This window comes from Streptomyces sp. NPDC057702 (genome assembly GCF_042799315.1).
GTDB lineage: Bacteria > Actinomycetota > Actinomycetes > Streptomycetales > Streptomycetaceae > Streptomyces.
Genome location: NZ_JBHVJC010000022.1, coordinates 36,292 through 49,858, shown reverse-complemented (window position 1 = coordinate 49,858; position 13,567 = coordinate 36,292). Strand labels below are relative to the sequence as shown.

Annotated in this window: 11 protein-coding genes and 3 pseudogenes; 7 read left to right on the top strand and 7 right to left on the bottom strand. The window is 70.7% G+C overall.

The window, feature by feature from the left end:
* The first annotated feature begins 183 nt into the window (after positions 1–183).
* Positions 184–1,569 carry a hypothetical protein gene (locus ACFVFR_RS18395; RefSeq protein WP_383702752.1) on the top strand — a complete coding sequence of 462 codons (1,386 nt, stop codon included), beginning with the start codon at positions 184–186 and terminating at the stop codon, positions 1,567–1,569.
* A 96-nt stretch (positions 1,570–1,665) separates the two neighbouring features.
* Here ACFVFR_RS18395 and ACFVFR_RS18390 read toward each other — a convergent pair whose 3' ends face one another.
* A complete protein-coding gene (locus ACFVFR_RS18390) occupies positions 1,666–2,874 on the bottom strand; it encodes an NADP-dependent malic enzyme (protein WP_383702750.1) in 1,209 nt (402 codons plus the stop codon).
* Between the two features lie 527 nt (positions 2,875–3,401).
* On the opposite strand from ACFVFR_RS18390, the gene ACFVFR_RS18385 reads away from it, so the two are divergent.
* The 3 genes from ACFVFR_RS18385 to ACFVFR_RS18375 are packed head-to-tail and all read left to right on the top strand — an operon-like array spanning position 3,402 to position 6,107.
* Entirely contained in the window at positions 3,402–4,358 is a 957-nt protein-coding gene (locus ACFVFR_RS18385; protein ID WP_383702748.1) for an ABC transporter substrate-binding protein, read from the top strand.
* A 40-nt stretch (positions 4,359–4,398) separates the two neighbouring features.
* Positions 4,399–5,349 (top strand): amino acid ABC transporter permease, encoded by a 951-nt coding sequence (locus tag ACFVFR_RS18380; protein ID WP_383702746.1) that lies wholly within the window; start codon positions 4,399–4,401, stop codon positions 5,347–5,349.
* A 5-nt stretch (positions 5,350–5,354) separates the two neighbouring features.
* The gene (locus ACFVFR_RS18375; protein ID WP_383702900.1) at positions 5,355–6,107 is read left to right on the top strand and encodes an amino acid ABC transporter ATP-binding protein; all 753 of its coding nucleotides are present in this window, start codon (positions 5,355–5,357) and stop codon (positions 6,105–6,107) included.
* Between the two features lie 354 nt (positions 6,108–6,461).
* Here the strand turns inward: ACFVFR_RS18375 and ACFVFR_RS18370 are convergent, their stop codons facing one another.
* Positions 6,462–7,247, bottom strand: a complete 786-nt coding sequence (locus ACFVFR_RS18370) for a class I SAM-dependent methyltransferase (protein WP_383702744.1) — start codon at positions 7,245–7,247, stop codon at positions 6,462–6,464.
* Between the two features lie 98 nt (positions 7,248–7,345).
* Between ACFVFR_RS18370 and ACFVFR_RS18365 the strand changes: the two are divergent.
* Positions 7,346–7,834: pseudogene (locus ACFVFR_RS18365) on the top strand (CGNR zinc finger domain-containing protein); the annotation flags it as partial.
* 44 nt (positions 7,835–7,878) lie between these two features.
* Here ACFVFR_RS18365 and sodX read toward each other — a convergent pair.
* Positions 7,879–8,388, bottom strand: coding sequence for a nickel-type superoxide dismutase maturation protease (sodX, locus tag ACFVFR_RS18360; RefSeq protein ID WP_383702742.1), 510 nt, complete (start codon positions 8,386–8,388; stop codon positions 7,879–7,881).
* 142 nt (positions 8,389–8,530) lie between these two features.
* Here sodX and sodN point away from each other — a divergent pair, with 142 nt between their 5' ends.
* Positions 8,531–8,926 carry a superoxide dismutase, Ni gene (gene sodN / locus ACFVFR_RS18355; RefSeq protein ID WP_383702740.1) on the top strand — a complete coding sequence of 132 codons (396 nt, stop codon included), beginning with the start codon at positions 8,531–8,533 and terminating at the stop codon, positions 8,924–8,926.
* 270 nt (positions 8,927–9,196) lie between these two features.
* Here sodN and ACFVFR_RS18350 read toward each other — a convergent pair.
* From ACFVFR_RS18350 to ACFVFR_RS18335, 4 genes and pseudogenes are all read right to left on the bottom strand, one after another.
* Positions 9,197–9,721 (bottom strand): annotated as a pseudogene (locus ACFVFR_RS18350) (HAD domain-containing protein); the annotation flags it as partial.
* 35 nt (positions 9,722–9,756) lie between these two features.
* Entirely contained in the window at positions 9,757–10,485 is a 729-nt protein-coding gene (locus ACFVFR_RS18345) for a class I SAM-dependent methyltransferase (RefSeq protein WP_383702738.1), read from the bottom strand.
* A 1-nt stretch (position 10,486) separates the two neighbouring features.
* Positions 10,487–11,398 (bottom strand): phosphotransferase family protein, encoded by a 912-nt coding sequence (locus tag ACFVFR_RS18340; protein WP_383702736.1) that lies wholly within the window; start codon positions 11,396–11,398, stop codon positions 10,487–10,489.
* Positions 11,399–11,473: 75 nt separating this feature from the next.
* Positions 11,474–11,656 (bottom strand): annotated as a pseudogene (locus ACFVFR_RS18335) (hypothetical protein); the annotation flags it as partial.
* Between the two features lie 525 nt (positions 11,657–12,181).
* On the opposite strand from ACFVFR_RS18335, the gene ACFVFR_RS18330 reads away from it, so the two are divergent.
* Positions 12,182–13,408: a DNA sulfur modification protein DndB gene (locus ACFVFR_RS18330; protein ID WP_383702734.1), complete on the top strand. Its 1,227-nt coding sequence runs from the start codon at positions 12,182–12,184 to the stop codon at positions 13,406–13,408.
* Positions 13,409–13,567: the final 159 nt, after the last annotated feature.

The following is a 13,567-nucleotide window of genomic DNA, read 5'->3' as shown; positions in this document are numbered from 1 at the left end:
TGCCGGTGTGACGCTGCCCCCACCACCCGCCCGGCCGGCGCGGAGTTGGCCCGAAGTCACGCCGCGTCGACCCGCCCGCCCGGGCCAGGCTGGAACGACGCCGCCCGCGCCGTGCGTCGGCGTCCGACCACGAGGCTCGTGCGCACCGGGCCCGCACCACACCGTACGAGGCGAGGAGGAGTCATGCACCATCGGCGAGGAACCCACGGCGCCCACCACCCCGGCGGCCGGCGGGTGGCGGCGCTGACCGCCGCGCTGGCGACCGCGCTGGCGGCGGGGGCGTTACCGCCGGCCGCGCGCGCCGCCGCCCCGGCGCCGCCGGCCGTCGAGCGGGTGAGCGTGGCGGCCGACGGCGGGCAGGCCGACGCCGCCTCGGACAGCGCGACGGTCAGCGGTGACGGCCACCACGTCGCCTTCCGCTCCTGGGCCACCAACCTGGTGCCCGGTGCCCGGCGCGGCGGCCCCGAGGTCTTCCTGAAGGACCTGCGCACGGGCACGGTCGAGCAGGTCAACGTCGCGACCGACGGCACCCCGGTGGAGGGCCAGGTGTTCTCGTTCGCCCTCAGCCACGACGCCCGTCACGTGGCCTTCGCGTCCCTCGTCGAGGACCGGGGGCCCGACGGCTCGCTGCCGCGCTCCGAGATCCACGTCCGTGACCGGGTCACCGGGCGGACCGAGCCGCTGCTCCCGCCTGGCACGCGGCCGTCCGGCATCACGGACCGGCCCTCGATCAGCGCCGACGGCCGCCACGTCGCCTTCAGCTCCACCCGGGACGACCTAGTGCCCGGCGACACCAACAGCTGGTCCGACGTCTTCGTCCACGACCGCGGGACCGGCGTGACCCGCCGGGTCAGCGTCGGCGACGACGGGTCCCAGCTCACCGGGTTCTCGACGGCCCCCACCCTCAGCGCCGACGGTGGCCGGGTGGCCTTTCGCACCGTGGCCGGCCCCGACGCCGCCCCGAGCACGGCCTTCGACGCCGCGCACCGGGGCAGCCGTCCGAGCGCGCGCCAGTTGTACGTACACGACCTGCGCACCGGGCGGACGGTCCCCGGGGCACCGCGCGGGGAGGGGGGCTCGGCGTCGGTGTACGGCGGGGCGGGCCTGAGCCGCGACGGCCGCCACGCCCTGTACTGCACCGGTACCGCCCTCGTCCCAGAAGACACCAACGACCGGAGCGACGCGTACGCGACGGACCTGGCCACCGGGCGGGTCCGTCGGCTGAGCCTGGCGTACGACGGGGCCGAGGCCGACCACGTCACGCTGTCCGAGGTCCACCTGAGCGCCGACGCGCGGCGGGCGTTCTTCACCTCGTCGGCCAGCAACCTGGTGCCCGACGACACCAACGGCCACCAGGACGCGTTCGTCCGCGATCTGCGCACCGGGGACGTACGACGGCTGGACGTGGCGCCGGACGGCGCGCAGAGCGACGGCCCGGTCGGCGGCACGCACGTGGACACGGCGGGCCGCACCGTCGCCTTCGGCAGCGACGCCGGCAACCTGGTGCCCGACGACACCAACGGCGTGAGCGACGTCTTCGTCCACCGGCTGCCGCCGCCCCGCCCCTGAGGTGGGGTGCGGGCCTCCCCACGCGGGCGGGCCCACACCCCCCGGCCCGGGGGTGTGGGCCCGCCCGGCGCCCAGCGGCCGGCTCGCGCGCCGCGGCTAGCGCCGCGCGACGCCCTCCGCCCGCGCGGCGGCGGCCACGGCGGCGGTCACCGCGGGGGCCACCCGCTCGTCGAACGGCGAGGGGATGACGCAGTCGGCGCTCAGCTCGTCGGCGACGACCGCCGCCAGCGCCTCGGCCGCCGCCAGCTTCATGCCCTCGGTGATCCGGGAGGCCCGGACCTGGAGGGCGCCGGCGAAGATGCCGGGGAAGGCCAGGACGTTGTTGATCTGGTTGGGGAAGTCGCTGCGACCGGTGGCCACGACCGCGGCGTACTTGTGCGCCACGTCCGGGTGGATCTCCGGGTTCGGGTTGGCCATCGCGAAGATCATCGCGTCCTTGGCCATCGTCGCCACGGCCGACTCGGGAACGGTGCCGCCCGAGACGCCGATGAAGACGTCCGCGCCCTCCAGCGCGTCCTCCAGGGAGCCGGTCAGGCCCGCCTTGTTGGTGAAGCCGGCCAGGTCCCGCTTGACGTCGGTCAGGTCCGTGCGCTCGGCCGAGACCACGCCCTTGCGGTCACAGACGGCCACGTCACCGATGCCGGCCTCGACGAGGATCTTGGCGATGGCCACACCGGCCGCGCCCGCGCCGGAGATGACGGCTCGCAGCACGCCCAGCGGGCGCCCGGTGAGCTGGGCCGCGTTGCGCAGCGCCGCCAGGGTGACCACGGCGGTGCCGTGCTGGTCGTCGTGGAAGACGGGGATGTCGACGCGCTCCTGGAGGCGCCGCTCGATCTCGAAGCAGCGCGGCGCGGAGATGTCCTCCAGGTTGATGCCGCCGAAGGACGGCGCGAGCCGGGCGACGGTGTCGATGATCTCGTCCACGTCCCGGCAGTCGAGCGCGATCGGCACCGCGTCGACCCCGCCGAACTGCTTGAAGAGGATGGCCTTGCCCTCCATGACCGGGAGGGAGGCCTCCGGGCCGATGTCGCCCAGCCCGAGCACCGCGCTGCCGTCCGTCACCACGGCCACCACCTGGGACTTCCAGGTGTAGTCGTGGACCAGGTCGGGCTGTTCGGCGATCGCGCTGCACACCTTGGCGACGCCCGGTGTGTACGCGAGGGACAGGTCGTCCCGGTCGCGCACCGGCACCGTCGCCTGGACGGCCATCTTGCCGCCCCGGTGCAACGCGAAGGCTGGGTCGAAGAGTTCTTCGTCCGTCGTACCGTCGCTGTCGCTGCGAGGATTCACGATCTCCGCTGCCACTTTCTTGACCCCTTTGTCGTATATCTGGTGAGGGTAGCCGCCCCCTGTGTTGCGGAGCGGGCGGGCACCGCGTCCGCTTTCCGCCCCGCGGATATCCGCGGCGGAGGTGGGCGAACGCCGGGCACGCCGCACACGTGCCCTGAGCCCCGGGTGAGGGGTGTAACCGTCTTTTTTACCGGAGAAGCGGACTCCTGGACGAGTGAGTTCCGTCGCTGTGGGACGCGGTAACCCCGCGTTAACGCCGAAAGCAGGCCAGTCGCTACCGAATATCCACGTACCGCGACATCACCACCACGCGGACGGAGTCATTCCGCCACCCGGGCGTTTCCCGATGCGCCGTCGGGACGTCATGCCCGACGTCCTTCGCGCGTCACGTCGCGAGAGCCGCCCGTTATCCGATTTTGACCTCGCCGGCCCCCCGTATCCGCTGGCCCGGATGGCAAGATGCCCCAATCACACACGGCCGCGACACCCGAAGGTGTGTGCCGGCCCCGTCGGTGCTTCCCTCATCCGCAGGAGGAACCAGTATGACCGCCAGCCGCTCTCGCCGGCCGGGCATGGCCACCCCTCGGACATCCCGGTGGCTCGCCGTCGGCGCCCTCGCGGTCACCGGGGCGCTGCTGCTGTCCGGCTGCGGCGACCAGCGGGACAAGGTGGACGGCTCGGCCTCCGGAAAGGGCCTCTTCAACAAGCTGCCAAAAAATGTCCAGAATGCGGGCGTGATCAAGGTCGGCTCCGATATCGCGTTCCCGCCGGTGGAATTCAAGAAGAGCGGACAGACCGTCGGCATCGACCCCGACCTGGCCGACGCGCTGGGCAAGGAGCTCGGTGTGCGCTTCGAGTTCGCCAACGGCACCTTCGACACCCTGCTCACCGGCCTGCGCTCCAAGCGGTACGACATCGCCATGTCGGCCATGACGGACACCCGGGAACGCCAGGAGGGCATCGACCCCGAAAAGGGCAAGAAGGTCAGCGAGGGCGTCGACTTCGTCGACTACTTCCAGGCCGGCGTCTCGATCTACACGCGTAAGGGCAAGACCCAGTCCATCGAGACCTGGGACGACCTGTGCGGCAAGAAGATCGTCGTGCAGCGCGGCACCGTCTCCCACGACCTGGCCAAGGACCAGTCCACGGCGTGCGGCAAGACGGGCCAGGGCAAGATCGCCATCGAGGCGTTCGACAACGACGTGCAGGCCCAGACCCGGCTGCGGGCCGGCGGCGCCGACGCCGCGGCCAGTGACTTCCCGGTCGCCGCGTACGCCGTCCAGACCTCGGGCGGCGGCGACGACTTCGAGATCGTCGGCGAACAGGTCGAGGCCGCCCCGTACGGCGTGGCGCTCAGCAAGAACAACACCCAGCTGCGCGACGCCCTCAAGGCCGCCTTCGACCAGATCATCAAGAACGGCGCGTACGAGAAGGTCCTCAAGAAGTGGGGCGTCGAGGCCGGCGCCGTCACCGAGGCGACGATCAACGGCGGCTCCTGACCGCACCCTTCGTGACGGTTCATGCTGAAAGGCAGCATCTGTGACTGTTGACATCGACAAGGTGACGGGGCCATCGGGCGCCCCGGCGCCCGCCCCCGAGGCGATCAAGGCCATCCCGGTCCGGCACTACGGCCGCTGGATCTCGGCGGTGATCGCGCTCGGACTGCTGGCCCTGCTGGTCAACGCCTTCGCGCAGGGCAAGGTGAACTGGGGCGCCGTCCCCGACTACTTCTTCGACAAGGACATCCTCAAGGGCGTCCGCAACACCATCTGGCTGACCATCGTCGCGATGGCGCTCGGGGTGGCGCTCGGCGTCGTGCTCGCCGTGATGCGGCTGTCGAAGAACCCGGTCACCGCGTCCATCGCCTGGGCCTACATCTGGTTCTTCCGGGGCACCCCGGTGTACGTCCAGCTCCTCCTGTGGTTCAACCTCGGCCTGGTCTTCGAGTACATCAACCTCGGCCCCATCTACCAGGACGAGTGGTCGGACTTCATGACCCCGTTCCTGGCGGCGCTGCTGGGCCTCGGACTCAACGAGGCCGCGTACATGGCGGAGATCTGCCGGGCCGGCATCCAGTCGGTGGACGAGGGCCAGACCGAGGCGTCCCACGCGCTGGGCATGAGCCAGGCCAAGACGCTGCGCCGGGTGGTGCTGCCGCAGGCGATGCGGGTGATCGTGCCGCCGACCGGCAACGAGTTCATCAACCTGCTCAAGACCACCTCGCTGGTGATCGCCGTGCAGTACTACGACCTGCTCCAGGCCGCCACCAACGTCGGCCAGACCTCGGGCGGCACGGTCGAGATGCTCTTCCTCGCGGCGATCTGGTACCTGGTCGTCACCAGCGTGCTCAGCGTCGGACAGTTCTACCTGGAGCGGCGCTTCGCCCGCGGCTCCCTGCGCCAACTGCCGCCGACGCCCTGGCAGAAGATCAAGGCCAACGTGGGGTCGCTGAGCACCCGCGGCGGCACGAAGGGAGGTGGCGGCGCGTGACCGCCATGGTCAAGGCCGAGGGCGTACACAAGTCCTTCGGCGCGGTGCGGGTACTCAAGGGCATCGACCTGGAGGTCGCCCCGCGCGAGGTGTTCTGCCTGATCGGCCCCTCGGGCTCGGGCAAGTCCACCTTCCTGCGCTGCATCAACCACCTGGAGAAGATCAACGCCGGTCGGCTGTACGTCGACGGCGACCTGGTCGGCTACCGGCAGCAGGGCAACAAGCTCTACGAGCTGCGCGACCGCGAGGTCGCCGCGCAACGCCGCGACATCGGCATGGTCTTCCAGCGCTTCAACCTCTTCCCGCACATGACCGCGGTGGAGAACGTGATGGAGGCCCCGGTCCAGGTCAAGCGGGAGTCCAAGGCCGCCGCGCGGGAGCGGGCGCTGACCCTGCTGGACCGGGTGGGCCTGGCCGACAAGGCGGGCAACTACCCGGCCCAGCTCTCCGGCGGCCAGCAGCAGCGGGTGGCCATCGCGCGGGCGCTGGCCATGGAGCCCAAGCTGATGCTCTTCGACGAGCCGACCTCCGCGCTCGACCCGGAGCTGGTGGGCGACGTGCTGGACGTGATGCGCGACCTCGCCGAGTCCGGCATGACGATGATCGTCGTCACCCACGAGATGGGCTTCGCCCGCGAGGTCGGCGACACGCTGGTCTTCATGGACGACGGCGTGGTCGTCGAGACCGGCCACCCGCGCGAGGTGCTCACCAACCCGCGGCACGAACGCACCAAGTCGTTCCTGTCCAAGGTGTTGTGAGCCCCCGCCGCCCACCGGCCGCCCCGGGCCCGCGCGGCCCGGCGGCGGCCTAGCCGCTTCGGCGCCCGGCCGGTCCGACGCGTGGCCGGGCGGATCGGCGGCGGGGACGCGCGCGGCGGGTCCGGCGCTTGGCCGGGCAGATAGGCGAGCCCGGCGGATCGGCGGCGGGGACGCGCGGGGCGGCGGCCTGGCGTGAGGACGACGGGGCGGACGGCACAGGCCGGCGGCCGGTACCGCCCCGCGCGCGGCCCCGTGGGCGGGGGCGTACGCCGGACGCCACACGCCCACGGACGACCCCGGACAACCGGGCCCGGGTCGAGCGGTACGGGTCGGTACGGGCCCGGTCGGGTGGTCCTACTTGAGGCCGAGCACCAGGGCGTCGGTGACCGAGGACCACACCGGGCGGGCCTCGTCGAAGCCGGCCTCGCGCAGGGCGCTCACGTGCCACTCCACCGGCTCGTCGTTGCCCTCGTGGTCGTTGCTGGCCTTGGTGGGGTTGTTGAAGATCTTGAACCGCTCGGCCGCCGGGCCGCCCAGCACCTCGTCCTCGGCGACCGCCCGCCACCACTCGACCCAGTCCTGCACCCCGGCGGCCAGCTCCCGCTCCTGCCGGGCCTTGCGGAACGTCCGCTCCACGGCGTTGATCCGAGGCGTGGTGGGCGCCGGCATATGGTCGACGTTCATGAACACCCCGCCCTCCCGCACCAGGTCCCCGACCTGCCCGTACAGCGCGCGCAGCGCGTCGCTGTCCAGCCAGTGCAGCGCGGTGGCGGTGAGCACCGCGTCGTACGAGTCGTGCGGCAGATGGCTCCGCCAGTCGGCGTCCCGCAGGTCGGCGGTCACGAACTCGACGCGGCCCTCGTCCGCGAAGTACCCGCGCGCGATCGTCAGCAGCGCCGGGTCGAGGTCCACGCCGGTGCTGGTGGCGTCGGGGAAGCGGGCGAGCAGCCGGGCGCTGATGCTGCCGGTGCCGCAGGCCAGGTCGAGCACGCGCGGGGCGGTGCCCACCGCCGCCTCGACCATGTCGAGCATCACGCGGAACCGCTCCTCGCGGTCCGGCATGTACCACTCCTGTTGGCGGTCCCAACTGGCCTGCCAGGCCTGCCAGTCAGCACCCACCGCCGTGATCGTCTCGGTCATCGCGACCCTCCCGTGGCTCGCACGTAATACCCTGATAGCCAGATCAGCCATTACCTCACTGCACCGACGACCATAGACCGCCTCCGTAAGGACTACAAGTGGAACTGGCCTATTACTCGGATCTTGCCGTCCGGCTCGTCAACAGCGAGGAGCCCCAGCGCGGCACCGACGGGCTCACCTCGGTCGAGGACGTGCGGGACCTGTTCGGGCCCAGCCAGCAGGTGGCGCGTCGGGCCACCGACGCCGACGTCACCCGGCTGCGCGGGGTGCGCGGGCGGCTGCGCGCCGTCTTCGAGGCGGCCGACGACGGCGACGAGGTGCTCGCCGTGGACCTGCTGAACGCGCTGCTGCTGGAGTTCCCGGTGAGCCCGCAGATCTCGGGACACGAGGTACGCGACGAGGACGGGCGCCCCAAGTGGCACATGCACATCGCGGACTACGCCGCGAACGCGGGCGCGAGCTACGCGGCCACCGCCTCCATGGGGCTCGCCTTCCACCTCACCGAGCTCGGCGCCGACCGGCTCGGCATCTGTGAGGCGACGCCGTGCCGCAACGCCTATCTCGACACATCGACAAACCGGTCACGCCGCTACTGCTCCGACCGCTGCGCCACGCGTGCGAACGTGGCGGCCTACCGCGCCCGCAAGCGCCGGGAGAGCGAGCGCTCCGAGCGGACGGACCGGCCGGCCAGCCAGCCGAGCGGACCCCGCCCCGAGCGCACGGGCCGCACCGCCGACGCGGCCCACGAGAGCACGCCGCTCAGCGAGCGCTGACCGGCGCCGGGCGGCGGGCGCAGCCGGGCCAGCGCCCGCGCGACCACCAGCTCGTCGGGGACCGGCCCGAACTCGCGGCTGTCGTTGCGCACGAACGGGTTGTCCCCCTCGACCCACCAGCCGCCGCCCCGCCGCGCGACCACGCGCTTGACGATCAGCAGGTCCTGCGCGAACGGGTGCCGCAGGACGACGACGTCCCCGGGCCGCACGGCCACCGCGTACTGGATGACGAGCTGGTCGCCGGGCCGCAGCGTCGGCACCATCGACGGGTTGTACACCTCGGCCAGTCCGATGCGCAGCAGCCCGTGACGCTCGCCGTCATCCCCCTGCCTGCGCTCGCGGCCACGCTCCTGCACGCGCTCCGGCATTACGGCACCTCCCGGTCCGTTGCTCCATCAGTCTCAGGTCGACACCGGACTTTTGTCCTAAGCCCCCCGGGCCACCCGAGAAAAGCCTTCCCTCACGGAGTAATCTCGCACCTGAGAAGACGATCACGAGGAAGGACAGCTCATGCTTTCCCGCCTGTTCGCCCCCAAGGTAAAGGTCAGCGCCCACTGCGACCTGCCCTGTGGCATTTACGACCCGGCCCAGGCCCGCATCGAGGCCGAGTCGGTCAAGGCAGTCCAGGAGAAGTACCAGGCCAACGAGGACGAACACTTCCGCGCCCGCGCCACGGTCATCAAGGAGCAGCGCGCGGAGCTGGCCAAGCACCACATCTCCGTGCTGTGGAGCGACTACTTCAAGCCCCCGCACTTCGAGAAGTACCCGGAGCTGCACCAGCTCGTCAACGACACGCTCAAGGCGCTGAGCGCGGCCAAGGGCTCCACCGACCCGGCCACGGGTCAGAAGGCCCTGGACTACATCGCCCAGATCGACAAGATCTTCTGGGAGACCAAGAAGGCCTGAGCCGCTCCGCCGGCTTCTTTCGGCCTCTTTCCCGGCAAGCACCCCGCCCCCAGGGCGAGCACCCCGCTTCCCGGGCCGGCGCCCACCCCACCAGACAGGCGCCACCCACCCCGCACCCGGTCCCGCCCACCGTCACACCCGACGGCCCGGCGGACCGGGTGCGGCCATCCCCGGCCCCACCCCAGGCGGACGACCGGCACCGGCCGCGCCAAGCCGCTTCGGCTCCGCTCGGAGTACCCCGCTCGGCAGAGCGCGCGACGGACGGCCGCGCAGTCGCGCGGCCCACTCCCGGACATCGGCCACATGGTCGGCCTGGAGCCCGACCCGGGGTTCGGGTTGGATCAGGAGAGTGGCCGCGCCACGGGCCCTACGCTCGACGGCCCACGTGCGATCGAGGTGGGTGAAGTCGTCGTCGATCCAGACGGCGGGGGCGTCGCCCAGCCAGGCGTCGACGTGGTCGCGCTTCCACAGGTAGCCGTTCGGATGGCTGGTGGTGATCCGCAGACGCGGCAGGTCGACGTACGGCCAGCTGGGAAGGTTCAGGAGCGGGCTGATCAGGGTGGCAGCGTCCTGCCGCCAGCTGGTGCACCAGACCGGGGTGACCAGGCCGGTGTGGATCACGTCCATGAGCAGGCGGCCGTGGTCGGGGTTAAGCCAGACGGTAACGGGGTTGTCGGCGCTCCGGCCGGTGGGGACGACGTCGTGGCGGGTGTGGGTGGCCGGGGTCGAGCCATCCGCATGGGGGAAGGGTATGAGGACGCCGTCGATGTCGAGGAGCAGGTAGGGCGGGCGCATCGGTTCCTCCCAGGGAAGCCGGGGCGAATGGCTGGTCAGAGCTTGCGGGCGCGGATCAGCAGGGTGGTGGGCCAGTGGCCCGTGCGGGGGTCGTGGAACTCCTGGGCCGAGGTGAGCCCGAAGCCCGTCCTGCTGAGGTGCTTCTCCCAGCGGTCGATGTCGAACTCCCAGCGGGCGATGGGGAGCCGGGTGCGGTCGGGGAGGGTGACGAAGTCGCGGCGGGGCCGGTCGTCGCCGGCGCTTCGACCGCCGCGCTGCGGGTGGGGGACGGAGAAGGCAAGCACTCGCCCGGGCGTGAGGCGCTGTGCGATGGCCGGCAACAGGAGCTCGGGAGCGACGAGGCCGACGGCGCCGAAGACGGAGTAGATCGCGTCGAAATGCTCATCAGTGGCGCGCAGGTAGTGCAGGGCGTGGCCGGCGACGAAGGTGAGGTTGTCCAACCGTCCGTAGTGGGAGCGGGCGCGGCGGATCTGGAGGTCGACCAGGTCGACGCCGATGACCTGGGCGCCGATGGGGGCCTCCCCTGCTTGAGCGAAGCCGAGAGCTTGGGGGAGGGTGGCGAGGTGGGCGGCGTTGCGGCCGGGGCCGCAGCCGAGTTCCAGGAGTCGCTTGCCGCGCAGGTCCGGGCCGAGGATCTCGGCTCCGGGCCCCTGGCCGGGTCTCGTGGTCCACTCCATCCGGGCGGGCACGGAAAGGGGTTCGGCGAGTCTGGCGGCGGTGCGCTGAGCGGCGTGGGCGTGCCATGGGGATGCCTGGGCGAGCACGTCAGATCTCCAGGAGGTGGAGGACGTCGGTGAGGTGGCGACGGACCGCCTTGAGGTAGGCGGGGTCGGTGGCCCGGTCGTTGATCCAGCGGATGGACTGCTCCATGAACCACTCGACGACCCACATGCGGTGCCAGCCCAGGGCCCAGTTCTCGGCGGTGAGCCCGCCGCGCGGGGCGAGGGCGTCGGGGGCGCCGCCGGCGGTGACGTACTGCTCCAGGAAGACGCGCAGGCGCACGGGGCGCGGGGGCTCGATGGTGCCGTGCCAGCTGGCGAGGTCGAGCAGGCCGGGGCCGGTGAAGGCGCGGGCGAAGTCGAGCAGCCGCCAGCCGCGCTCGCCGATGTGGAGGCTGGTGGGGTGGAACTCGGAGTGCACCCAGCCGAACGGTTCCAGCGTCGCTCCGGCCGAGCGGGCCTCGGCGGCCTGGGCGATTCGGTCGAGCGCGTCCTCGACGTCGCCGGCATCCTGCCACCGGTCGGCCTTGCGCAGCCGTTCGAGGTGCTCCAACGCCCTGGCCGGGAGCGTCTGCAGCCGCTCCTGGTCGAGTACGGGCAAAGACGGAGCCGTACGGGTGCCGTGCAGGACCACCGCTGCGGCGACGCCGTCGAGGTCGTCGGCCTCGCGGACGGACGGTCCGAGGTCCTCCATGAGCATACCGAGCCAGCCGTCCAGGACGGCGGAGGCGTGGACCTGGGGGACGGGCACGCCGAGGGTGCGCGCCAGGCAGAGGGCCTGGTCTTCGCTGTCGAAGGGCTTCTTTGCGTATTTGAAGATGGCGGTGGCACTGTCGGGGAAGGTCACGCGCTCGACGCCGGACATGGGCCACACGCGTACCGCCTCCCGTACGGCAGTGGTCAGGCCAGCCACGGTGAGCAGGTTGTCGAGGAGTTCGGCGCTGGGGTTCGTGGTCACGGGAGGGCTCCAGGGGATGGTGGCTTCCGGGGCGGGCGAGGGATGCCGGCCCGTCCCGGAGCCTGATCGGTGGGGTTACGCGGCGGGGTTCACGCGGCGGGCGTAGACCTGCCCGATCCAGCCCGCCTTGAAGGCCGCGAGGTCGTCGCGGAAGTTCGCCAACGAGGCACCGTAGGGCGCGACCACGCCGCCGGACTGGTCCGGCACGGACTGGCAACCGTGCACGAGCCTGCCGCCGAGCGCGGCGTGGGCCTTTCGACCGTGACGGTCGCGGTCTCGATGGTGAAGACCCCCTCAACGGCTGGCGACAGAGGCACCCACCGTGGCGCGACCGATCACCGGAGACCTTCGCGACTCGGTGCGCGGCAACCGAGGACTCTCATTTCGCCGATCTCGTCCACCTGGTCGGCGCGCTCAAACCCGAGTTGAATGAAGATTCAGTACCGTCCCACCTGATCATCGGCCGCCTGACACCCGCCGATCGAATCGTGGATGGCGACGCGTTGGGCATCGAACTCAGCGAATTCCACCTGAGTACGGCGCACATGCAACGCTGCCCGCATAAACGGACTACAAGATTCCCCTCTATAACCGAAGGCATCGCGCGACGAATCCCGCCGCAGCTGTCATCGAACTGCCCGATCCATTTTGAAAATCCGTCCAACCATAGCTGCGACAATCCCATGCGTCTCAGAAATTCAACCGCGGTTGAGGCTTGAGTAGCCGTCAGCTAGCGTTACGGCCCATCACGGCGCATGCAGCGCCTCGCAAGGAAGGACGTAGGTGTCCAACACCCTCAAGCCCGTCACCACAGGCTTTCCTGTCAAGCTCACCGAGGTACGCGAGACGCTCGCCATCGGAACGCTTGACATCGAGAACCTGCTCCACATGGTCAACGACCCCGTGAAGGTGGAGCAGGACGCCGCCAAGGACGCCAAAGCCGGCCACGATCCCGATGACTATGCCAAGCTGCGGGCCATGGTCCAGCGGATGATCGGCACCGCCGCCAGTCCCAAAGCCAAGAACATCGGCAGCTACGCGGACTACATCGCCGCTGGCCTCAGAGGCGACCTCGGCAACGCCTGGTCGCTCCCGCCGATCACCCTATGGAGCCCTCGCCCGCTGGAAATCCAAGAAGACGGGAGCGCCTTCTTCCCTATTCGAGACGGCTTGATCACCATCGACGGCGAGACTCAGATCACCGCCATGCACCGCATCAAGAAGAATCCCAGCGCGTTCGACCTCCAGGACTTCGACTTCGACAGTGCCGTAATCGCCTTCGAGATCTACCACGGCATCAGCCCCCTGTCGGCCCGACAGATCTTCCATGATCGCAACCTCAAGGGTGCCCCCGTGGATAAGTCGCTCGCCATGTCCATGGACATGCGCGACTTTGGCACCTCCGTTACCCAGACACTTGTTGACTCCACTACCGTCGCCGTTGACGGCGTGGAGACCCCCTTGGCGAATCTCATCCTCACCGGAAAGCGCCAAGTCGGCCCCAGCGCACCCGAGTGGTTCACTCTGTCCGGTCTGCGGACTCTGGTGGTCACGACCATTCTCGGCAAATCCGGCATCCACGCGGCATCCAGCGACGTGGAATCTTCCGATATTCCCGGTGAGCCCGACCCTCAGACGGTGAAGCGGGAGACGGTCGAACTCCTGGCTGAGTTCATGCGCGACAACGCGGACCTGTTCAGCGCCAAGACCGCCATAACCGCGCCCGCTGTCCTGGCCGGGCTCGGGGCGCTCATGCACCGCGAGACCTCGTGGACCAAGGAGCCGTTCCCCGCCGGGGAGACGGCGGGGAGTCTTCTGCACAGCGTGCAGTGGAAGCGTGAGGCAGCCTATTGGGGCGGCATTGCCGCCAAGGTCAACAGCAAGGGCGTCGTGTCCTGGGCTGGCGGCGCTCGCGACTCAGGGCACAAGGTGTATGACGCCCTCAGCGACCCGACATCGGTCGCCGGCCAGCAGGTCCGTGGTCTCGTGCCCAACCAGACCACTGCGTAGAAAGACCACCCGCACAACGGCAGGTGCTTCCTCCCTGCTTGCCCTGGGGAGGAAGCACCGCCGCCTGCACACGAAGCCCGCAGGACACCGATCAAGAATCGTCACACCCGACGGCCCGGCGGACCGGGTGCGGTCACATGCACACCCACCGCACACCCC